The following is a 22,074-nucleotide window of genomic DNA, read 5'->3' as shown; positions in this document are numbered from 1 at the left end:
TTTATTTAATTCTAAATTCAAGTTTCACATTGAAGAAACGTCCCGTTAAACGTACAGGAACAGGATACATCAGATTGGTATTCGCATCGGTAATCCACTGATTGGAAACTGTATTTCTGATATTGAAGGCATTAAAAACCTGAACACCCAGCGTCAGTTCATCAAAATTACCCCAAAAACCATACGCCTGATTTTTCTCTTTAGGATCGATGAAGGCATACGAAAGTCCTAAATCTACCCTTTTATAAGACGTTAATGTTTTTTGATAGGAATATCCTGCAAGATAATCGATTTTTCTGTTTTCATCCAATACGATCGGCGATCCTGTAGGCAATCCCATTGCGTAAGTTAACGTAAGATTGACGCGCATTTTCGGGAATCTCGGCATATAATCCTGATAGAACATCGCAAATCTTAACCTTTGATCGGTTGGTCTCGGAATGTCTCCTCTCCCATCAATATTTTCATACACTCGGGCATAACTTGCCGATAACCATGAATCCACTCCGGGAACAAATTCTCCGAACAATCTGGTATCAATTCCGTATGCGTATCCTGAAGCATTATTTTTTCCGGAGTAACGTATTCTCACGTTGTCCATGAAATACGGAATCAGATCATTCATTTTCTTGTAATACAGTTCCGTAGTCAGCTTAAACGGTCTGTCATACATCTGGAATTCGTAATCGTTCGCCAGAATTGCCTGAATAGATCTTTGGGATTTGATATTTGAATTAAAATTTCCGTCTAAATCTTTGATTTCCTTGTAAAAAGGAGCCTGATAATAAATACCTCCGGAAAGCCTGAACAACATATCGGTATCCCAATCGGGTTTGATCGCAAACTGAGCTCTCGGAGAGAAAATGGTTTCGTTATTGAAACTCCAGTGCGATACTCTTGCTCCGGCGTTTACAAACACTTTATTGCTTCCCCAGAAAAATTTCTGAGAATACTGTGCATAAGCAGACATTCTTGTCGGCTGAATATCATTTTTTCCTGCAATGTTGTAATATAATTTTAGATCCGGTGGATTTCTGGGATCTAAAAGTGCGGAAATCGGTGTGCTATAACCTGCAGAATCTACCAGTTTCCATTCGTTGGTAAGATCTTTCAGATTTTCTTTTTCATATTTAAATCCGACTTCAATATCTGTATTTACGTTAGGCGAAAAACGGGTTCGGAACTGTGTTCCGTAAGTTTTTACATATAAATCATTTCTTGCATGCTCTATTTGTCCGCCTGTATCGTATGAAGTAACGGGTTCTCCCGTGATCGGATCAAAAGTCTGTAAAACGTAAGCCGAAGCAATGGTATAATATTCTCTTTCACGGTTTTGGTAGGCAAAAGCGTCTAAAGTAAATCTCCATTTGTCGGATGGCTTATAATTCAGGGAGAATGTTCCCATCATATTTTTATACTTATCGTCTTCACGGCCACCATAATTTACCGTTAAATTAATTGGCTGCTGCAAAGATCCGAAGTCTACACTCCTTGCCTTCGGAATCATTTCGTAATCATTCTTGGAGTAATATCCGATGAACGAAGCCGTGAATTTCGGGCTGAAATGATAATTCAGATACGTCTGAAAATCCATGTATTTCGGATTGAAGTCTGTATCTTCTTTCAGGGTATTAAGAACAAGGTTTGTATTTCTGTATCTTCCTGAAAATAGAGCGGTGAATTTCCTGTTTCCTTCTTTGTCTTTTCCGACAGCAAAACCGGTGGATAATCTTCCTCCGATTAAACTTCCTTCTCCGGAAACTTCAAATTTTTCAGGTTCACGGTAATAGATATTTAAAGCAGATGACATTTTATCGCCGTATCTCGGCTCGAAACCTCCGGCTGAGAAATTAACGGTGGAAACCATATCGGGATTGATGATGCTTAACCCTTCCTGTTGAGAATTTCTGATGAGGAATGGTCTGTAGATCTCAATATCATTAATATAGATCAGGTTTTCGTCATAGTTTCCGCCACGAACCATGTATTGAGAAGACAGCTCCGTATTGGAGTTTACGGAAGGCAGAGTTTTAAGAATTCCTTCGATACCTCCGGAAATGCTTGCCACATTCTGAGCATCTTTTGCCGAAATTTTTACGGCGGTGATATCGTTGGTTTTTCCTGTTACTTTTTTCTGGAAAACTACTTCTTCAATAGTTTCGGTCTTCACTGTATCCCTCTTTTTTTTTACCTGAGAGAATACTAATGCAGGAACCATAAGGCTCAATGGTAAAACTAGTTTTTTCAAAAGAAATGCTTTAAAATTTCAAACGGTTAATTTATAACTTTTATTTTATAATTTGACTTTGCAGGAAAACTTTTGACCATTCTTCTACAAAATCCTTTGGTAAATTCTTTTCTTTAATTGCTGCAAGACACATAAATACATCATTGTCGCCTTTTACAAAATACTGTATCTGAGATTCTGTAGTTGTTGAATTGGTATAAGAATCTGCTTCAGCAGTAAAAAGAATGTATTCTCTTTCGCCTTTTTTATTTCGGGACAATTCTTTTATTCGCAAATTTTTGGTTTTAGACTGAAGAAGCTTTTTATTATTGTCAAAAAAAGTCTGCAACGGAATTTTTGCCAGATTTTTGGATACTAATTTTGTAATTATAATATCATAGTTGTCCCAGTTCTGACCTTTTGGAATATATTCCATCATTATCATTTGGTCATTTTCCTGTTTTTCCTCTAAATGAAGATTATATTTTTCGGGCAAAGAAAATTGTAAAGAATCTCTTTTTTGAGAATAAAAAACAGCTGAAAAAAGAAAGAGCTAAAGGTAAAAAAAGTTTTGTCATTATAAAATTGCTTCTCTTACTCTGGTTAGTTTTTGTAGTAAATCTTCAAGCAGATCCAGTCTCAACATATTGGCTCCGTCGGACAAAGCGGTTTCGGGAGTGGGATGCGTTTCGATGAAAATTCCGTCTGCACCAACTGCGATTCCTGCTTTTGCGATGGTTTCAATAAGATCAGGTCTTCCTCCTGTAACTCCGGAACTTTGGTTCGGCTGTTGCAGGGAATGCGTAACATCCAGAATGACAGGTGCATAATTTCTCATGGTTGGAATTCCTCTGTAATCTACCACCAAATCTGTGTAACCAAAGGTATTTCCTCTTTCAATGATCGCTACTTTCTGATTGTGTGAGTCTGTAATTTTTTCAACGGCAAATTTCATGGATTCCGGGGAGAGAAACTGTCCTTTTTTTAAGGTGACACATTTTCCTGTTTGTGCTGCGGCAACCAAAAGATCTGTTTGTCGAACCAAAAACGCAGGAATCTGCAACACATCTACATATTGCGCCGCCAAAGCTGCGTGTTCGTTTTCGTGAATATCCGTTGTTGTAGGAATATTGAAAGTTTCTCCTACTTTTTTAAGAATTTCCAGAGATTTTTCTTCTCCGATCGTGGTAAAAGAGTCTACTCTGCTTCGGTTGGCTTTTTTAAAGCTTCCTTTAAAAATGTAGGGAATATTATATTTATTGGTTAATTCCACCACTTTTTCGGCAATTTTCAGCGCCATATCTTCGCCTTCAATGATGCAGGGACCGGCAATTAAAAAAAAGTTTTTGGAATCTTTGTGATGAATATTATCTAAATACTGAATCATTTTATTTTTTGATTAAAAAGTTCAGTAAAAATAGGGAGAAAGTTCGGAAATCCGAAATTATTTGGAGGGTTTTACCGACTTCGAAACGGATAGCTTCAATAAACTTAATGCCGATTTGTCCGATAATTCTGTTTTGGATAATTTTTTGAAGCTAGGAATTCGTAGATTTATCAAAAATTTCGAGAATTTTAAATATGAAAAAAGCGTTAATAATCGTAGATGTGCAGAATGATTTTTGTGAAGGCGGAGCGTTGGCTGTTCCGGGAGCTAATGAAGTAATTCCTTACATCAATGCTCTGATGGAAGAAAACGAATACGATCAGATTGTACTTACGCAGGACTGGCATCCTGCAGATCATAAAAGTTTTGCCAGCAATAATGGCAGAAAGGTAGGCGAAAGCATTATCCTGAATGGTGTTCCGCAGTTTATGTGGCCGGATCACTGCATTCAGGGAACTTTCGGGGCAGAATTCCATAAGGATCTTAACAGAGACAAAGTAACCCACATCGTACAGAAAGGTAAAAATGTAGAAATTGACAGCTACAGTGGTTTTCAGGACAATAATCATTTCATGAAAACAGGTTTGGATGATTTTTTAAAATATCATGACATCCAGTTGGTGGAAATCGTAGGTCTTGCTATGGATTACTGCGTAAAATATACCTGCACCGATGCAGTAGCCAATGGTTATGTAACCTGTCTTCACTTTAACGGAACACGTGCCGTAAACGTAAAGCCGGATAACGGAAGAGATGCCATTTATGATATGATCCAGAAAGGGGTTACGGTTTTAGGTTAGTTTTTAAACACAAATAGCACTGATGCTTTTTCACAAATAGCACAATTTAATATTAAACTTAATAATGAAGTTATTTAAAGTAAAAGAGTTTGCTCCTTTAGGAGTAGAATCTGTGTAGAAATAAGAATAAATTCGTCAATCAATCCATAGGATTGATATCTTAAATATGATAATTTTCTAAAGATAGCGTTCCTACGGAACGCAGAACGCCTTGCGAATATGTTTTCTACACAGATAAAACTCTATAGAGTTTTCTACCATTTTACTTTAAACAACTTTAATATAACTATCGCAAAGACGCAAAATATTTTTTAAATACGGTCTTTTTTTAAGGCGCAAAGATTTTATCTACGATAAAATTAAGCATTAATCCTTCTTAAAAATCTTAGATTTTCTTGCGTCTTAAAGATGTGAGACTAATAAAAATCTCGCGTCTTTGCGCTTTCCAACAAGAATATTTTATTGATACAAAAGTTTAAATAAACTCATTGTGATATTTGTGAAAAAGCATTTGTGGCATTCGTGTTAAAGCAAAAAAAAGACGCTGAAAAAAAATTCAACGTCTTTTTATTTTTAGCTTAAAATTTACTTCAAAATTAAAGCATTTTAAGATTATTCACTTCCTGTTCTGTAAGGATTCTCCAGTGTCCTCTTTTGATGTTTTTCTTCGTTAATCCGGCAAACATTACTCGGTCTAAGGCTTCCACTTCATATCCTAATCTCTGGAAAATTCTTCTGATAACACGGTTCCATCCGATGTGGATTTCAATTCCCACTTCATTTTTCGGCTTTCCTTCGATGAATGAAATCTGATCTACCTCAGCAACTCCTTCATCAAGACGTATTCCCTCTGCAATAAGTTTCATATCTTCGTGAGTAAGCTTTTTATCCAGCGTAACGTGATAGATCTTTTTTGCATCAAAAGACGGATGTGTCAGTTTTTTCGTCATGTGCCCGTCGTTCGTTAAAAGAATAACTCCGGTTGTAGAACGGTCTAATCTTCCTACCGGAAATACTCTGTACGGTGAAGCGTTCGCTACAAGATCCATTACTGTTTTTCTGGCTTTGTCGTCTTTTGTAGTAGAAATATACCCTTTTGGCTTGTTAAGAAGAACATAAACCGGCTTTTCGGGTGTAATATTCTGTCCGTCGAAAACCACTTTATCCGTTTTCTGAACCTGATATCCCATTTCCGTTACTACTTTTCCGTTTACTTCCACAAGACCTTGCGTAATCAGCTCATCGGCTTCTCTCCTGCTGCAGATTCCGGAATTGGCGATGTATTTATTCAGACGAATCGTGTCTTTATGTACATCTTTCTCAATTTTATTCAGTCTTCTCTTCTGTACAAAAGATTTATTCTTATCTTCTCTGTTTTCTGTTCCGGGTCTTCTTCCGTATTTCAGGCTGCCTCTTTCGTATTTATCTCTTGTATCAAAAGTATTGGGTCTGCTTCCGCCTCTTTTCGGTGCAGATTTTCCGAAAGATTTTTTTTCTTCCCCTGAACTGGTTATGAAAGGTTCTTTTTCAGTCTTTCCGTATTTCTTATCCATTCTGTCCTGATAGCTCGTACCACTTCTCTTCGAGTCTGAATTTCGCTCTCCTGCTTTCGGGAAAGATTTTTTAAAAGGTTTTGATTCTGAAGAATTTCCAGATCTGGAAGCACGAGAATTATCAGAATTTTTCTTGGTTGAAATTCTTGGTCTCTTTGGTCGTTCTGAATTATTATTATCTCTGCTCATTCTAAAAATTTCTGCAAAGATAGTATATTTAATAACGAGTTAAAAATTAAGAATCATAACTTTGCAATATAGTTTTACATTTAACCTTACAGAAAATCTGAAAATGATAACAATATTAAACGATAATTTTTCTCAATTAAACGACTTTTTACACGAAAAATCTTTCAGCAAAATCCTTATTTTAGTTGATGAAAATACACATGAATATTGTCTTCCCATCCTTTTAGGAAATATGGAAACGGATCTCGGATTTGAAATTCTGGAGATTGAAGCCGGTGAAGAAATGAAAAATATACAGACGGCCAACCAGCTTTGGGAAATTCTTACGGAAATGCAGGCAGACCGAAAAGCTCTGGTCATTAATCTCGGCGGCGGCGTTATTACGGACATGGGAGGTTTTGTAGCATCTACTTATAAAAGAGGAATACAGTTCATCAATATTCCGACGACGCTTTTATCGATGTGTGATGCTTCTATCGGAGGAAAAACGGGGATTGATCTGATGCATTATAAAAACATGGTGGGAACTTTTACTTTTCCTGAGAAAATCTTTGTCTATCCTAAATTTTTGGAAACATTACCCTTCAAAGAATTAAGAAGCGGATTTGCCGAAATGCTAAAACACGGATTAATTGCCGATAAATCTCACTGGGAAAATCTCACCCAAATTAATAAACTGGACATTGAAGGCGTAATTCCGCATATTCAGACGTCGATGGATATTAAACAGAATGTTGTTCAGGAAGATTTTCACGAAAAAAATATCAGAAAGACTCTGAATTTCGGTCATACGATCGGTCATGCCATTGAAAGCTTATGTTTAAGTCAGGGTAACCCTATTCTTCATGGCGAGGCAGTTGCTATGGGGATGATTACGGAAGCGCATCTCGCTTTTCTTGAAGGTTTAATTTCTGAGGAAGATTCTGTACTAATTATAGAAAACATTCAGAAGTATTACCCTTATCTTGATATCAGCGATTTCAAAGACGAAGATATTTTCGGTCTTTTACTTAATGACAAGAAAAATGCTGACACTAAAATTAATTTTTCCCTGCTTACCGCAATCGGAGCGTGTAATTTCGATCATCAATGCAGTCAGGAGAACATCACGGCTTCTTTAGATTTCTACAGAAAACTGAATGATGTTTCTTTATAGTTTCTAAAAATTCACTTAAAAATCGAATATATTTTCAGATCTGTTTTGAATTTAGATTATTTCTAAACAAATGTTTAATTGAAAAATTAAATTTCTGAAAATCAAAATATTAAATAAAATCCGTTTGTTTTTACAGGCGGATTTTTCTATGATATTTATCATAATCTGTTTTTTGGCAAGCAATTTGAAAGATACTCTCCGTCAAACGAAAAAATTGACAGTAGTAAAATTTAAAATTAGAAAATAGTAAAAATTAAAAAATTAAAGTTATGAAAAAGTTAATTTTAGGAGTAGCACTTACAGCTGGTTCATTAGCATTCGCTCAGACGACGGGTTCATCTTCAAGCCCGGTAAGATTTGGTATCAAAGGTGGGATGAACGTAGCTTCTCTTTCTAAAGATGCAAGTCTTGAAGATCAAAAATCTAAAATAGGATTCAACGCAGGTGTATTTGCAAACATTCCTTTAGCAAGTTCATTCAGTGTTCAGCCGGAGGTTTTATACTCTCAGTACGGAGCTAAAGTTAAAAATACAGATGAATTTACAGCATTAGGTACAACAACAAGAAATGTTGAGTCTTATTCAACTCACTTAGATTACATCGCTGTACCGGTAATGTTCCAGTATAACTTCGTTCCCAACTTTTACGTAGAAGCAGGTCCTGAATTCGGATTTCTGGTAAGCGCAAAGAATAAAGGAGACAGAACTACTACTGTAACTAACGGTTCAGGAACAACGACTTCTTCAGCAAGCTATACAGATGATATCAATAAAGATAACCTAAACACATTTAACTTCGGTATCGGTTTAGGAGCAGGATATTATTTCACAGATAACCTTGGTATTACTGCAAGATATGTTGCGGGTGTAACAGACGTTGCAAAAAACAGACCAAATGGTTCTGATGCTACAAGAAACAATACATTCCAGGTTGGTTTAGCTTACAAATTCTAAGAAGCTGATTCAGTAAAAACAATTTTGATTTCAATACATAAAAGGTCAGGTTTCATCATGAAGCCTGACCTTTTTGATTTGAATAGCATTATCCAATGCATAATAATTCACTCAAAAATTTGTGAATTATTAACTTTTAAAAATCCGGAAATCCTTTATTTGGCAAGCATTTTGTAAAATAACTGTTACCTGAATGAAAATTTAAGGAAACAAAAAAGTAGTAAAATTTAAATGTAAAATTATGAAAAAGTTATTTCTAGCAATGGCAGTAACGGGAGGAGCATTTGTGTTTGCACAGGAAGTAAAAACAACAGCTGTCCCACCGATGAAAATGAAGGAGCCTGTAAGATTTGGTATTAAAGGAGCGGCAACCGCTTCCCAATTCAGCGAACAGAAGCTTGCTGCCAAAAACCAGAAAATAGGATTTAATGCAGGTGTTTTCGTAAATGTACCATTATCTGAAAAGTTTGCATTGCAGCCGGAAGTTTTATACAACCAAATGGGTGCAAAAAGTGTACTTTCCGATACGGAAGTTACCACAGGAGCTACAACCGTAAGAACCAAGCAGGATTATAGCACTACACTGAACTACATTTCCGTACCGGTAATGCTTCAGATGAAACCTACCGACAATTTCTATGTAGAAGCAGGTCCGGAAGTAAGTTATTTTGTAGATGGTAAAAATAAAGGTGAGCAGACCATTTCCACAACAACTTCCGGAACTACCACCACACAGACTTTATCGGCTTCGGAAAGCATTAATAAAGATGATATTAAAAAGTTCAATCTGGGCTTTGGAGTCGGTCTGGGATATTATTTTACCCGTAATCTAGGAATTAATGCTAGATATGTAAACAGTCTTACCCATATTTACAATAATTCTGATGCAGTAACCGATGCTCAGAAAAACGTAAACACAAACAGAGTATTTCAGTTAGGTCTGAACTATAAGTTTTAAATAAAAAAACAATTTTTGATTTCATAACAAAGATCAGGTTTCATCATGAGGTCTGATCTTTTTCTTTTTATTAAATTTGCAGCACTTTAATAATAAACATTCATAAAAATTAATAGACTATGAAAAAGATTTTTCTAGGACTTGCGATTACAGCAGGTACATTATCATTCGCACAGGAAAAAGCAGCAGCTTCAGCTTCACCGGTAAAATTCGGAGTAAAAGCGGGACTTAACGTATCTTCTATTAACGACAACGATTCTAAAGCAAAAGCAGGATTCTACGGAGGTTTCTTTGCAAACATTCCTGTAGCAAGTTCTTTCAGCGTACAGCCGGAAGTTTTGTATAACGGAATGGGTGCTAAAGATAAAACTTATTCTTCTGTAAAGCTTAATCTGGATTATATTTCAGTTCCGGTAATGGTACAGTATAATGTTCTTCCTGATTTATATGTAGAAGCTGGTCCACAGTTCAGTTTTGCAATCAGTCAGAAATTAAAAGGAGACGGAGGTTCTGTAGATGTAGATCAGGCTTTCAAAGGTTTTGATCTTGGTTTAGGTCTTGGAGCAGGATATTATTTTGAGCAGAAATTCGGAATTACGGCAAGATATGTTGCAGGACTTACAGATATCGCAGAAAACAATACAGGTGACGCAGTAAGAAACGGCGTTTTCCAAGTTGGTGTAGCGTATAAATTCTAATCCATTTCGGATACAATAAAAAATGTCAGACTTAAATTTTTAAGCCTGACATTTTCTTTTTGATGGAAATATTTTAATTGAATAATTCTACTTCCTCTCCTTTTCCTACAGGATATTCTTCGGTGAAACATCCGAAACAGTGATTGGCAGAGCCTAAAATTTCTTTCAGATTTTCAACGCTTAAGAATTCAAGAGAATCTACTCCCAAGTAATCTCTAAGTTCTTCCGTAGACATATTGGCAGAAATCAGATCGTCTTTCGACGGCGTATCGATTCCCAGATAACAAGGAGCGATAATCGGCGGAGAAACACTTCTGAAGTGAATTTCCTTCACACCTGCATCTTTAAGAATCTTAACGAGTCTTTTTGAAGTGGTTCCACGTACAATGGAATCATCAATAATCACGACTCTTTTATCTTTAATCTCGGAAATAATCGGATTCAGTTTCAGGTTCACTACTCTTTCTCTCATTTCCTGAGTTGGTACAATGAAACTTCTTCCGATGTATCTGTTTTTAATTAAAACCGGACGGAAAGGAATTCCCGAAGCCTTGGAAAAACCAATGGCAGCCGGAACTCCGGAATCCGGAACTCCAATCACAACATCTGCTTCCACCGGAGCCTGATGCCAGATTTTTTCTCCAGATTTTTCCCTGATTTCGTACACATTAATATTTTCTAAAGTAGAATCGGGTCTTGCAAAATAAATATATTCAAAAGAACAGATTCTCTGCTTTCCTTTTTCTTCATCCACCATGTAAGAATGAAGTTTTCCGGGTTCGTTTTCATTGGTATAAATGATTTCTCCCGGTAAAATATCACGCACATACTGTGCTCCTACTGCATCTAAAGCCACAGATTCTGAAGCTACCACGTAAGAATTTTCATTAATCGCTCCCAAAACCAAAGGACGGATTCCGTTGAAATCTCTGAACGCGAAAAATTTATTTCTCGTCATTCCTACAACAGAATAAGCCCCTTCAATTTTCTCCATGGTTGCCTTGATAGCTCCGCGAAGTCCTAAATCAAGATTCTTCTGAATTAATCTTAAAATCACCTCAGAATCGGACGTTGCTCTGAATACCACCCCTTCAGCTTCGAGCTGCGTTTTCAGTTCTTTTGCGTTGGTTAAATTACCGTTGTGTGCAATCGAAAGGATAATCTGGTCGTATTCGTTTTTCGCGAAAAACGGCTGAAAATTATATTTCTTTTTGTCTCCTGCCGTCGTGTAACGGGTGTGTCCGATAGCAGAATTTCCCATAAAAGTTTCAGGATCGTTGATCTCTTTATAAACATCCAAAACGAGACCTTCATCTTTCATATTGGTGATTTTTCCGTCTTTAAGAACAGAAATACCACAAGCTTCCTGACCTCTATGCTGTAAGGCAAAAAGACCGAACTGTGAAAGAGAAAACGTATCCAGATCATTATCAGAATACATTCCGAAGATTCCGCACTCCTCGTTCGGAGCATCTAATCTTTCTTCTTCCTGCGTTCTGAAAAGATTTCTTCCGTAGGTCTGGGTTTCAAATTGTTTTAAATATTCACTTTTATGAATGTCTAAACTTTTCATTTTTATTTTTTCTAAATTTTGATGGTGGAAGCCGGGAGCTCGAAATCTGAAGTTTGTTACAAAACTTTTACATATTCAGATAAACTTCCGGCATCCAACTTCTAGCTTATGCCTGATAATTATTTAGCAAGTACCGTTTTCAGTCTGTTATAGATCTCAACGTAAGCTTCGGTAACTTCACCAAGATCTCTTCTGAATCTGTCCTTATCCAGTTTCTTCATCGTATCTTTGTCCCAAAGTCTGCACGTATCCGGAGAAATTTCGTCTGCAAGGATAATTTCACCGTCTGCCGTTTTTCCTAATTCAATTTTGAAATCTACTAAGATGATGTTCATTTTGTCGAAAAGATCGATTAAGATTTCGTTGATGTCTGACGTTAATTCATACATTTCATCAAGCTCTTCATACGTTGCAGCTCCTAAGAATACTGCATGGTGATCGTTGATTAGCGGATCCCCCAATTCGTCTTTTTTGTAGCAGATATCGAAGATGGTAACCGGAGATTTAATTCCTTCTTCCACTCCCAGTCTCTGCGCCATGCTTCCAGCCGAATAGTTTCTTACCACCATTTCCAAAGGAATGATGGATACTTTTTTTACCAACTGCTCTCTTTCGTTCAGTTGTTTAATGAAATGAGTCTTAATCCCTTTTGCATTCAGATATTCAAAAATAAGAGTCGTGATCGCGTTGTTCATTTCTCCTTTAAGATCTACAGATCCTCTTTTCTGAGCGTTAAATGCAGTAGCATCGTCTTTGAAACGTACCACTACTTCATTAGGATTGTCGGTTGCAAAAACCTGTTTTGCCTTCCCTTCGTACAACATTTCTTTCTTTTCCATTTTCTAAAATTACTTTTTATTAGATTGATATATTACTTAATTAAAATTCCTGTTAAAACCGCCATTCCAAAGCTTAAAAGGGTTCCTATCAGAACATATTCGGTTAACTTTCTCTGCTTTGCCTGAGCAAGATCACTGAACCTGAAGACAGATTTTGCAGCGACCATAAAACCTACGCCTTCCCAATGGTTCACCACAATAAAGGTGAAGACCAATAAACGTTCTAAAATCCCGATATATTTTCCGGCACTTGATAAAGATTCGGTTTGTATATTGTTCTGAGTTTCGGGAACCGGAGTCCACGAAGACAATAAAATCTTGATAAAAATGGAAGCGGGTGTTGTTAAAAATAAAGCTGCCATAAGAATTTTTAGAATTTCCTTATCTTTTAAAAATTCAAAATTAAATTCATTGAAGTAAAAGGAAACTCCCGCAATCACGGCAATATGTAAAGCCTGATCGATAAAAAACCATGACTTTTTAGATTTTGCTGTCTGAAAACTAAGCTTCGCAGCGTCAATAATAAAATGTGAAACTCCGATCAGAACGGCGATCCACCACAATTCGGTGTTCCAGAGGAAAATAAAACTCAGAATGGTGTGAATGAGAACGTGAAAGTACAAATATCTGCTTTTCAGCTTTTTGCTTTCCTTCTCTGCAACCCATGAATTTGGCTGAAGAATAAAGTCTCCAAATAAATGCGCCAATATGAGCTGAATAAAAACCATGCTTACAGTTCGGATATTTTTTTTCTGAAATATTGATTGGTTTCTACGATCAGTTCATAGTTTGCGCGCTTCAGTCTCTGGCTTACGGAAGACTGTGAAATGGCAAACTTTTTCGCAAGATCTTCCTGCGTAATGTCTTTATTCATAATCATCTCATGAATAATTTCTGCATTGGCAACCGTCCAGGAATCAAAATCTTTGGAAGACCATTTCAGCAGAATATTCAGATCCCGGTCTACAGAATCGTTGGATGTTTTGATGGAAACGGTATGTCCGTCATTTTTAAGATCATTCAGCAGTCTTCCGGAATGCACATAAGCAGTTCCGTTGGATTCGGTGATTTTTTCAGAAGAAAAATTCTCTTCTCCAATACCGATGGCAATTCTTACGTCTAAATTTTCCTGACTTTTTATAAGAGATTTAATGGCAAGAAAACGCCAGAATACCTCATCTATCTTACATTTGAACTGAAATTCGTCGCCTCTGTAGATTTCCCATGTATGAGGAGTACTTCCCCACTTTTCGAGAAGATTTTTAAGCTTGGTAATCCAAACCTCTGTTTCCGCGTGCTGTGAATTTATAATATCTCCGGTAATGACCGCTATCATTCTGCAAATATAAGCATTATTACTTATAAATAAAAAATATAAGCAGAAACACTTATAGATAATGATTATTAGTGAATCTGCTTATATCGATTATATATTGCTTTCCCCTTTTCGGGAGATCACAGCTTATTTTTTGATAAACGGGTAGATCTTATCATCAATTTTTAATAAATATGAACCTGTAGATAAACTTTGTACAGAAATGCCCTTTTTGTTTTTGAAAGGATTTTGTTCGGAATAAATTATTTTTCCAGAAAGATCTAAAATCTGTGCTGATTTTACATTCTCTGTTTTCCCATCAACGAAAACATTGTCATTAACAGGATTTGGATAAATTTTAAATTCATTATTTCTGGCAAGAATAGCTTCTGCGGTTGCCAGTGTTCCTAAATTCTGACAATAATTGCTGGCGTAAGAATCCCATTCACTAATACTAAAGGAAGTTGTTGGCTGGTTGATATTAGATTTTCTGTACAAAGAAATATTTCCTAAAACCGAAAAATTGTTTGTACCGGAAACACCTATTGCATCCACGGTTGAAGATTTATATCTCAGTTCCAGATACTGACTTCCGGAATACGTCATCTGCGGAGCTGCCGTTACAAACTTTGCCTGATTTATTGTATAGCAGGAGAAATTGGCATCCGGATGCAATACTACAAAAGTCTCGTTATTCTGAACAATTCCTTCCAGCTCATAAGGATCTGCAAAATAATAATTTGTTCCGCTGGAAAACTGGATTGATAATCTGTAGTCACTAAGGTTTACGGGATGTCCCGTCTTATTGGTAATTTCAATACCTTTATTATTCGAAGTTCCTTCAAGATATTTCGTTACCATCAGATCTTTAGCATAAATATCCGATGCTAAAGTTGTAACAGAAACCGTATTACTGTCCGGAGAAAGCAGGTATCCGTTGTCGTAAGCCTTCACTGTAAAAGTATACGCTGTAGAAGGAGTAAGATGATCTACACTGAATGTTGAACCTTTCGTTGTCCCTACCAATGTTCCGTTCTGGTAGATTTTATATCCGATTACGTCCGTACTTGTACTGGGAGTCCAGCTTAAAGTTGTAAAATAAGCACTGTTTTGCGTAACGCTTACGTTTGTAGGAGTTTGTGGTGCTACAGCATCCGGAGTCTGTCCCCATATTGTATTCACCCACGAAGGATTATCAATAAAAGGATTTCTGTTTTTCTGTATTGCATACACCGCATTATTTCTGTCGATTTCCCTTTGCGAAACAGGATCTTGCTGATGCCACTGAAGCAGCATGGCGATATAAGCGGGATCATACGCTCTTTCCTCCGTTCCGTCAAGCGGATTGGTATCCGAAGCAGGATTTGCATTATTGTTGAAATTAAAAGTGCCCAATTTCCCTTCATACCTAACTGCAAAATAAAGCAGACATCTCGCAACGTCTCCTTTAAACTCGTTAATAGGCTCATATACTCTTCCGGTATAAGTAATTCCCGGAATGGCACAATTTCCTATTCTTGAAGTATTGGTAAAAGTATAATAAATAGTAGAACCTACGATTCCATAAGGGTAATTACTTCTCAACTGGTTAATTCTTGCGTCCGTTGGAACCACATAAAACAGATCTGAGTACATCGGGTAATTGCTGTAAAATGTACTTTGTGGCATCATGTGTTCTCTATTCCAGCCCTGTCCTTCTGCGGAAGCACTTCCGATGATATTCGCCGTTGTGTATTCATAAGCATCCGGTCCTGTAGGAATTTCAGAATAAATATCAAGGAGAATGGTCGTATTGCTTGGTCCGTAGTCGTAATATCGATCTAAATCCGTCTGATTATAATAATTGGTGAGATCACCATAATTCCAGTTTATATTTTTCGCCGAAATGATGTCATGAAGCTTTGACTTTAAGGCGTAACCCGTCAAACCTGTCGTTCCATCGTAATACCCTGCAGGAGCTTGAGCTGCAAAATAAGATGAAATCATAATAATAGGCAGTAGAAATTTTTTCATGCTTTAAAAATTGGGTGGCTAAAATAGTAAATTAATCTGCTTAAAGTTCGGAAAATTTTATTAAAATATCATTAATTTTAAGAATATAAAAAATTGAAAACTAGATTTTTGCAGATACCGCCTTATGTCATAAATAATTTTTTTGGGTGTTACAGCAATTTAATTATCTTTGGGAACTAACTATTATCTATATGAATACAGAGACTATTGACAACATCAAAATGATAGCGGAAACGGCAAGAGAGTTTGCTGAAAAGAATATTAGACCTAATATTATGGAGTGGGACGAAAGCCAGACTTTTCCTAAAGATTTGTTTCATGAGTTAGGAGAAATGGGGTTCATGGGGATCGTTATTCCGGAACAGTACGGAGGTTCAGGTCTTGGTTATCATGAATATGTAACAATTCTTGACGAAATTTCTCAGGTAGATCCATCCATCGGTCTTTCTGTGGCAGCACACAATTCACTTTGCACCAACCATATTTACGAATTCGGAAACGAAGAGCAGAGAAACAAATGGCTTCCTCAGTTGGCTTCCGGTAAAGTAATCGGAGCCTGGGGACTTACAGAACACAATACAGGTTCAGATTCCGGAGGAATGTCTACTACTGCGGTAAAAGACGGTGACGAATGGATCATTAACGGGGCTAAAAACTTCATTACCCACGCGATTTCAGGAGACATCGCTGTTGTGATGACGAGAACAGGCGAAAAAGGAGCTAAAAATAATTCCACTGCATTTGTTCTGGAAAAAGGAATGCCCGGTTTTTCTTCCGGTAAAAAAGAAAACAAACTGGGAATGAGAGCTTCCGAAACGGCTGAATTAATCTTTGATAACGTTCGTGTGCCGGATTCTCACAGATTAGGTGAAGTAGGTGAAGGTTTCAAACAGGCAATGAAAATACTGGACGGAGGAAGAATCTCTATCGCCGCTTTAAGTTTAGGAACAGCAAGAGGAGCTTATAAAGCTGCTTTAAAATATGCTAAAGAAAGACAGCAGTTTGGAAAATCTATTTCAGAATTTCAGGCAGTTAATTTCATGTTAGCAGATATGGCGACAGAAATTGACGCAGCGGAACTATTAATCCAAAGAGCATCAACTCTGAAAAACGCGAAGCAGAAAATGACAAAAGAAGGAGCAATGGCAAAATTATATGCTTCTGAAGCCTGCGTAAGAATTTCTAACAACGCGGTGCAGATTTTCGGAGGATACGGATATACAAAAGATTTCCCGGTAGAAAAATTCTACAGAGATTCTAAACTTTGCACCATCGGAGAAGGTACTTCCGAAATTCAGAGACTGGTTATCGGCAGAGATATTACAAAATAAATTTTAACTAAATTATTTCAAAAAACATCAACAAATGATTAAACAGGCATTATTAGGTGAATTTTTGCATGAAGCAGAAAACACCCGAAAACTTTTACAGGCAATTCCGGACAGTGCTTTGGATTACAAGCCGTCTGAAATTAACTGGACAACAGCACAGCTGGCTTCTCACGTAGCCGAAGTTTACAACTGGTACGACGGAACATTTAATCAGGATGTATTCGATATGGGAACATACCAATACGATAAAGGTGATATTTCCAAAGCGGAAAATATTGTTGCCAAATTTGAAGAAAATGTTGCTAAAGCGCAGAAAGCCATTGAAAGTTGGGATGAAAACACCATGATGAACGAGTGGAAAATGGAAATGGGAGGAAATTCGATATTTCCGCCAATGCCTAAAATTCAGGTTATCCGTTCGTTTCTGTATAATCATTTGTACCATCATCGCGGTGAGTTGGTAGTGTATTTAAGATCCACAGGAAATAAAGTTCCGGGACTTTACGGACCAACTGCCGATGATAAGTTTTAAAAATTAGAATTAAACTATTAATAATTCAATAGCATCCGTATTTTGCGGGTGCTATTTTCTTTTTTTGAGAAATTCACTATATGATGACATTTAATGTATTGCATAATTGTTTGATTGTATTGTCTAAATTTTTCTTAAAAAATTTTGTTTTTCGTAACGTTTTTTTCATTAGCTTTGGAATTCCACAATCAAATAGAAAACTTGTATGAGAAAACAGCTATTGGTGATTGGAATGCTTGCATCAGGTATTTCATTCGCTCAGACCGATCGACTTTGGTCTGAATCGTCAAGAAAATCAGCTACTGAAATTTTTGAAAACAAATTAACCATTAACAATCCAAAAATCTATAGTCTGGATATTAATGGTTTAAAAAATGCTCTTGCTAAAGCTCCAAAAAGACTTGCAGCAGGAGAAAAGTCTGAAATTATTATCTCGTTCCCGAATTCTGAGGGAAAAATGGAAAATTTTAAAGTAAGAGAAAACTCTAACTTTGATCCTCAACTGGCAGCAAAATATCCAGACATCAAATCGTACGTTGGTGAAGGATTGGGAGACTCCGGTTCTACAGTTTATTTCAGTGTTTCTCCATTAGGACTGTCTTCTATGGAAATCTACGGAGATAAATCAGCGGTTTTCATCGAGCCTTATTCAAAAGATCTTTCAACGTATGTGGTTTACAAAAAATCCGACAAGAAAGATGATTTAAGCAAATTTGAATGTACTGTTATTGATGTTGCACAGAAAGGCGTTGCAAACACTGCAAATTTAGTTGCAAGACCAAATGCAGATGATGCAAAACTCAGAACATTCAGACTGGCATTGTCCTGTACAGGAGAATATACAGCGTATTTCGGAGGAACTAAAGCGAATGCGTTAGCTGCAATGAACAATACCATGACCCGTGTAAACGGAGTTTTTGAAAAAGATTTTGCAGCAAGAATGGTTTTAATCGCAAACAACGACTCGGTAATTTACACCAATGCTTCTACGGATCCTTACTCTGCAGCAGCAAGCATGAGTAACTGGAATTCGGAGCTTCAGTCTACCCTGACTTCGGTGATTGGCGAGGCAAATTATGACATCGGTCACTTATTCGGAGCTTCAGGAGGCGGCGGAAATGCAGGATGTATCGGCTGCGTTTGTACCAATGGCTCTAAAGGAAGCGGTTACACTTCTCCGGCAGATGCAATTCCTTCAGGAGACAATTTCGATATTGATTATGTAGCGCACGAAATGGGACATCAGTTTGGAGGAAACCACACTTTCTCCATGAACAACGAAGGAACAGGAGCTAATATGGAACCGGGATCAGGATCAACCATCATGGGATATGCAGGAATTACTTCTCAGGATATTCAGCCGCATTCTGATGCTTTCTTCCACGCGATCAGCATTCAGCAGATTACCAACAACATCAAAGCAAAAACCTGCCCTACAAGCACAAGTACAGGAAATTCAATTCCTACAGCCAACGCAGGTCTGGATTATATTATTCCGAAAGGAACACCATTTATGTTAACAGGAGCCGGAACAGATGCAAACGGAGATTCGTTAACGTATATCTGGGAACAAATGGACAATGCGTCGTCTTCACAAACCGGAGCAAGTTCTGCGGCGAGTGCCACAAAAGCGACAGGACCTACTTTCAGATCATGGACACCGCAAACTACTCCTGTAAGATATTTCCCTAGAATGGCTTCAGTTCTGGCAGGAGCTACTACAACAGCGGGATCTGAAATTACTGTTGAAGCATTATCAAACGTTGCCAGAACATACAATTTCAGATTTACCGTTCGCGATAACAGAGCCGGAGGTTCCGGAAACAATTCTGATGATGCAGTAATCACAGTAAACGGAACAGCAGGACCATTCAGTGTAAGCTCTCAAAATACAGCTACAACAGTTACAGGAGGAACTTCCCAAACCGTAACATGGAATGTGGCAGGAACAACAGCAAATGGTGTAAATGCAGCCAACGTAGATATTCTTTGGTCTACAGACGGAGGAAATACATGGACTACTCTATTGGCAGGAACTCCAAACGACGGAACACAGGCGGTAACTATTCCGAATACTTCTACAACAACAGGAAGAATTATGGTAAAAGGTTCCAATCATATTTTCTTTGATGTGAACAATGCAAACATTACTGTAAATGCAGGTTCAGGAACTTCAGATACTACTGCTCCTACCGCTCCTACTCTTGCGGCTTCAGGAACAACTTCTACAAGTACGAATCTTTCATGGTCCGGCGCAACAGACAATGTAGGGGTTACAGGTTATGATGTTTATCAGGGAACTTCATTAGTAGGTTCTACCGCATCAACTTCTTATACTGTATCTAGTTTATCACCTTCAACAACATACAGCTTTACAGTTAAAGCAAAAGATGCGGCAGGAAATGTTTCAGTTGCCAGCAACACAGTTTCCGTAACCACTTTAGCAGGAACTGCAGTTACTTACTGTTCTGCTTCAGCTAGCAATACTGCTGATGAAAGAATCGGAAATGTGAAGTTCGGAAGCATTAACAATACTTCAACAGGAACAGCAGGTTATGAAAACTTCACTTCAATTTCTACAAATGTAACAAGAGGTTCTGCTTATTCACTTTCTATTACTCCGGTTTGGACTTCAACGGTTTACAGCGAAGCATATGCGGTGTATATCGACTATAACGGAGACGGAGACTTTGCAGACAGTGGAGAATTGGCATGGTCTAAGACAGGATCTACCACAACTCCTGTTACGGGATCTATTACCATTCCTTCAACTGCAACTGTAGGAACAACAAGAATGAGAGTTATGATGCAGTACAGTTCTGTACCTACATCTTCATGCGGAACGTATACTTACGGACAGGTGGAAGATTATACATTAAATATTGTATCAGCAGGAAGAGGAAACGTTTTAGATACGAAAGACATGATTACAGATATCAGATTATATCCGAATCCTGTAAAAGATGTTTTAAATGTTTCAAATACGACGAACGAAGACTATAAAATCTTCGATATGGGTGGAAAACTAATCAATTCAGGAAAACTTGAAAGAGGCGCAGTAAATGTGAGCGGTCTTATTAAAGGAGCTTACATGATCCAGATTGGAGAAGTCTCTAAGAGATTCATTAAAAACTAATTGCTTCACTCAATTAAGCTTTGAGGTAAAAGGCTGTCCGAAAACGGACAGTCTTTTTTGTTTCTGAGTCCGCAAAATTAACACACTTCTACTCTCTGCATAAATTCCAAACGGGATTAAGCTCTTAAAAATCATTTAATCACAAATCCCAAAAACATTTTCACCAAAACTCACCGTCATTTAAAATATGAGAAATTTCTGGAAGAAAAAAACTCATAATCTATTCCTTGGCTCTTGAGATTCTTCACTTCACTTTTTAACGATGCTCGTAGACTTTCAGTCTATGTTCTGAGTGATATCATTGTGTAAAAAACCTAAGCCCCAATTCTTAAAATCTAAAACCCAATTGTTATCTTTGCGTAAATAAAAAATATACATGGATAAAATTGATAGTCTGAACCAGGTAGCAGAATTCCACACCACTTTTAAAGCCCCTATTTTAGATACCCCCCAAATTCCTTCACCGGAAAGATGCAATCTGAGAGTTGAACTTCTTCAGGAAGAACTGAATGAACTGAAACAGGCAATTGCAGACAATAACATCGTAGAAATTGCAGATGCTTTATGCGATTTGCAGTATGTTTTAAGCGGAGCGGTTCTGGAATTCGGACTTGGCAGCAAATTTGTAGAGTTGTTCAACGAAGTTCAGCGTTCCAACATGTCGAAAGCCTGCGATAATGAAGAACAGGCACAAGAAACCGTTGAATTTTACAAAGCAAAAGACGTAGAATCATTTTATGAAAAATCCGGCGAGAAATTTAATGTATACAGACAGGCAGATCATAAAGTCCTGAAAAACAAATACTACTCTCCTGCCGATTTAAAGACAATTATTGAAAAATAGTATGAAAAAATTTATTACGAATTGTATGGCTGTTTCAGCTCTATTCATGGCAACTCAACAGCTTACTGCACAAAAAGTGGTTGTAGGACGTGAAGTTGAAACCACTGCCGACGGAAAAATGCTTTTGGGAAATCAGCTTAAAAGTAAATTTCTTGAAGCTCCCTATTCCGACTGGTATGTGAAAGAGCATGATGAATATGCTTTGGATCAGAAAGCCATCGGAGAGCTTAAAAAAAGTAAAATCAATACGTACAACATCACGGTTTTCATGGGAACATGGTGCGAAGATTCTCACAGAGATTTTCCGAGACTCATGAAAATCCTTGAAGAGGTAAAATATCCGGAAGGCAAACTTACCATTATTGCCGTAAACCGTAAAAAGGAATCTCCGAACGGAGAAGAAAGTCTTTTCAACATCCAGAAAGTTCCGACGATTATTGTTGAGAAATACGGAAAAGAATTGGGAAGAATTATCGAAATGCCTACATCAGGATACATCGAAAGAGATTTGGTGGAAATTCTGAAAAAAGATGACAGTTCTGTAATTAAAGAAATTTTTGGTAAATAAGG

At 37.3% G+C, this 22,074-nt stretch carries 19 protein-coding genes; 10 read left to right on the top strand and 9 right to left on the bottom strand.

Features of this window, described 5'->3' with window-relative positions; translation table 11 throughout:
• Position 1: 1 nt before the first annotated feature.
• The 3 genes from KKI44_RS02850 to kdsA form a co-directional block, all read right to left on the bottom strand.
• Positions 2 to 2,248 carry a TonB-dependent receptor plug domain-containing protein gene (locus KKI44_RS02850; protein WP_214589751.1) on the bottom strand — a complete coding sequence of 749 codons (2,247 nt, stop codon included), beginning with the start codon at positions 2,246 to 2,248 and terminating at the stop codon, positions 2 to 4.
• A 40-nt stretch (positions 2,249 to 2,288) separates the two neighbouring features.
• A complete protein-coding gene (locus KKI44_RS02845) occupies positions 2,289 to 2,666 on the bottom strand; it encodes a hypothetical protein (protein ID WP_214589750.1) in 378 nt (125 codons plus the stop codon).
• 138 nt (positions 2,667 to 2,804) lie between these two features.
• Complete coding sequence (gene kdsA, locus KKI44_RS02840) at positions 2,805 to 3,614, bottom strand: 3-deoxy-8-phosphooctulonate synthase (protein ID WP_214589749.1); 810 nt, start codon at positions 3,612 to 3,614, stop codon at positions 2,805 to 2,807.
• 194 nt (positions 3,615 to 3,808) lie between these two features.
• Here kdsA and pncA point away from each other — a divergent pair, with 194 nt between their 5' ends.
• Positions 3,809 to 4,414, top strand: coding sequence for a bifunctional nicotinamidase/pyrazinamidase (pncA, locus tag KKI44_RS02835; RefSeq protein WP_108410940.1), 606 nt, complete (start codon positions 3,809 to 3,811; stop codon positions 4,412 to 4,414).
• Positions 4,415 to 5,010: 596 nt separating this feature from the next.
• Here the strand turns inward: pncA and KKI44_RS02830 are convergent.
• Positions 5,011 to 6,156 (bottom strand): pseudouridine synthase, encoded by a 1,146-nt coding sequence (locus tag KKI44_RS02830; RefSeq protein WP_228457585.1) that lies wholly within the window; start codon positions 6,154 to 6,156, stop codon positions 5,011 to 5,013.
• 103 nt (positions 6,157 to 6,259) lie between these two features.
• On the opposite strand from KKI44_RS02830, the gene aroB reads away from it, so the two are divergent.
• The 4 genes from aroB to KKI44_RS02810 all read left to right on the top strand — a co-directional run bounded on the left by aroB (position 6,260) and on the right by KKI44_RS02810 (position 9,921).
• The gene (aroB, locus tag KKI44_RS02825) at positions 6,260 to 7,312 is read left to right on the top strand and encodes a 3-dehydroquinate synthase (RefSeq protein ID WP_214589748.1); all 1,053 of its coding nucleotides are present in this window, start codon (positions 6,260 to 6,262) and stop codon (positions 7,310 to 7,312) included.
• 269 nt (positions 7,313 to 7,581) lie between these two features.
• On the top strand, positions 7,582 to 8,265 hold the full coding sequence (locus KKI44_RS02820; protein WP_214589747.1) for a porin family protein: 684 nt from the start codon (positions 7,582 to 7,584) through the stop codon (positions 8,263 to 8,265).
• A 241-nt stretch (positions 8,266 to 8,506) separates the two neighbouring features.
• Entirely contained in the window at positions 8,507 to 9,223 is a 717-nt protein-coding gene (locus KKI44_RS02815; protein WP_214589746.1) for a porin family protein, read from the top strand.
• 119 nt (positions 9,224 to 9,342) lie between these two features.
• A complete protein-coding gene (locus KKI44_RS02810) occupies positions 9,343 to 9,921 on the top strand; it encodes a porin family protein (protein WP_076390240.1) in 579 nt (192 codons plus the stop codon).
• 73 nt (positions 9,922 to 9,994) lie between these two features.
• Here the strand turns inward: KKI44_RS02810 and purF are convergent, their stop codons facing one another.
• The 5 genes from purF to KKI44_RS02785 form a co-directional block, all read right to left on the bottom strand.
• Positions 9,995 to 11,494 carry an amidophosphoribosyltransferase gene (purF, locus tag KKI44_RS02805; RefSeq protein WP_214589745.1) on the bottom strand — a complete coding sequence of 500 codons (1,500 nt, stop codon included), beginning with the start codon at positions 11,492 to 11,494 and terminating at the stop codon, positions 9,995 to 9,997.
• Between the two features lie 119 nt (positions 11,495 to 11,613).
• Positions 11,614 to 12,333 carry a phosphoribosylaminoimidazolesuccinocarboxamide synthase gene (gene purC / locus KKI44_RS02800; protein ID WP_214589744.1) on the bottom strand — a complete coding sequence of 240 codons (720 nt, stop codon included), beginning with the start codon at positions 12,331 to 12,333 and terminating at the stop codon, positions 11,614 to 11,616.
• Positions 12,334 to 12,365: 32 nt separating this feature from the next.
• Positions 12,366 to 13,061, bottom strand: a complete 696-nt coding sequence (locus KKI44_RS02795; RefSeq protein ID WP_214589743.1) for a DUF3307 domain-containing protein — start codon at positions 13,059 to 13,061, stop codon at positions 12,366 to 12,368.
• 2 nt (positions 13,062 to 13,063) lie between these two features.
• The gene (locus KKI44_RS02790) at positions 13,064 to 13,669 is read right to left on the bottom strand and encodes a SatD family protein (protein ID WP_214589742.1); all 606 of its coding nucleotides are present in this window, start codon (positions 13,667 to 13,669) and stop codon (positions 13,064 to 13,066) included.
• Between the two features lie 126 nt (positions 13,670 to 13,795).
• Positions 13,796 to 15,661, bottom strand: a complete 1,866-nt coding sequence (locus tag KKI44_RS02785; protein ID WP_214589741.1) for an endonuclease — start codon at positions 15,659 to 15,661, stop codon at positions 13,796 to 13,798.
• Positions 15,662 to 15,852: 191 nt separating this feature from the next.
• Between KKI44_RS02785 and KKI44_RS02780 the strand changes: the two genes are divergently transcribed.
• The 5 genes from KKI44_RS02780 to KKI44_RS02760 all read left to right on the top strand — a co-directional run bounded on the left by KKI44_RS02780 (position 15,853) and on the right by KKI44_RS02760 (position 22,072).
• A complete protein-coding gene (locus KKI44_RS02780) occupies positions 15,853 to 16,992 on the top strand; it encodes an acyl-CoA dehydrogenase family protein (protein WP_076390246.1) in 1,140 nt (379 codons plus the stop codon).
• A gap of 34 nt (positions 16,993 to 17,026) precedes the next feature.
• Positions 17,027 to 17,524: a DinB family protein gene (locus tag KKI44_RS02775; protein WP_214589740.1), complete on the top strand. Its 498-nt coding sequence runs from the start codon at positions 17,027 to 17,029 to the stop codon at positions 17,522 to 17,524.
• A 205-nt stretch (positions 17,525 to 17,729) separates the two neighbouring features.
• Complete coding sequence (locus KKI44_RS02770; RefSeq protein WP_214589739.1) at positions 17,730 to 20,660, top strand: reprolysin-like metallopeptidase; 2,931 nt, start codon at positions 17,730 to 17,732, stop codon at positions 20,658 to 20,660.
• A 376-nt stretch (positions 20,661 to 21,036) separates the two neighbouring features.
• Positions 21,037 to 21,504, top strand: coding sequence for a nucleoside triphosphate pyrophosphohydrolase family protein (locus KKI44_RS02765; RefSeq protein ID WP_087710124.1), 468 nt, complete (start codon positions 21,037 to 21,039; stop codon positions 21,502 to 21,504).
• Between the two features lies 1 nt (position 21,505).
• Positions 21,506 to 22,072, top strand: coding sequence for a TlpA family protein disulfide reductase (locus KKI44_RS02760; protein WP_214589738.1), 567 nt, complete (start codon positions 21,506 to 21,508; stop codon positions 22,070 to 22,072).
• Positions 22,073 to 22,074: the final 2 nt, after the last annotated feature.

This window comes from Chryseobacterium sp. ZHDP1 (genome assembly GCF_018603435.1).
GTDB classification, from domain to species: domain Bacteria; phylum Bacteroidota; class Bacteroidia; order Flavobacteriales; family Weeksellaceae; genus Chryseobacterium; species Chryseobacterium indicum.
The sequence above is the reverse complement of the archived record's forward strand: the minus strand, read 5'-3'. Positions and strand labels throughout refer to the sequence as shown.